The sequence below is a fragment of the Methylobacterium sp. D53M genome, from assembly GCF_053345625.1.
Genome location: NZ_JBKFAL010000085.1, coordinates 1 through 837 on the forward strand (window position 1 = coordinate 1; position 837 = coordinate 837).

Genomic DNA, 837 nt, shown 5'->3' on the forward strand with positions numbered 1-837 from the left:
GCCAGTTCCGCGGTGAGCTGCGGGTCGGGGGAGCGGTCGTTGACGGCGAGCAGGGTGAAGGGGGTGGCCTGGGGTGCCGACAGACAGGCGTGGAGGGCGCGCAGGGTCTCGCCGCGGCCCTTGTAGACGGGGACGATGACGACGACGCGGGCCTGCGCGATGGGCAGGGCCCGGGGCAGGCGGTCCCATTCGTCGGCGGCCGGGGCCTCCATGGGCGGGTAGGTGCCGAGATCCTCGGGGCAGCCCATCAGCCCGGCGGCCCGGCCGGTGCGCACGTAGTGCAGGAACGGCGACTCCCCGGGACCCAGCAGGTGCCCGTAGGCCCGGCGGTAGAAGCGGGTCGAGAAGGTCTTGCTCGGGTCGCGGTCCTCCTCCTGGCCGTGGGACAGGAAGTGGATCGCCGGGCCGTTCTCGAAGCCGCGCGTGTCGGGGTAGCGCTTGACGTACCAGGGCGCGTCGAAGAGCGGCTCGATCAGGCGGGCCTGCTCGAACAGCGCCGCGTCCTCCTCGGCCGGCGGCGCGCCGTAGCGCGGATCGAAGGTCTCGCCCGCGAGGTCGTCGCCGCGCAGCAGGGCCCGGGCGAGGTGGTGGACGAAGGGCGCGAGGCCCGTCGCCTCCGCGGAGGGGTGGTGCGCGCGGTAGGCCCAGCCGTTGAAATCGGGCCTGGGGTTGCGGCCCTTGCGCCAGCCGGTGTCGCAGTAGTCGCGCACCGCGTCCTCCGCCTCCGACAGGCCGTAGCGCGCCCGGTAGAAGCCGTGGTCGAAATGCCCCGCCACCAGCCGCGCCTGCAGGTCCAGGAGCGCGTCCCGGTCGAGGGTCTCCTGCCCGATCGCCCCC

Annotated in this window: 1 pseudogene; it reads right to left on the bottom strand. The window is 74.3% G+C overall.

What is annotated here, in order from left to right:
* Positions 1–837, bottom strand: a pseudogene (locus tag ACLBYG_RS31590) (glycosyltransferase); the annotation flags it as partial.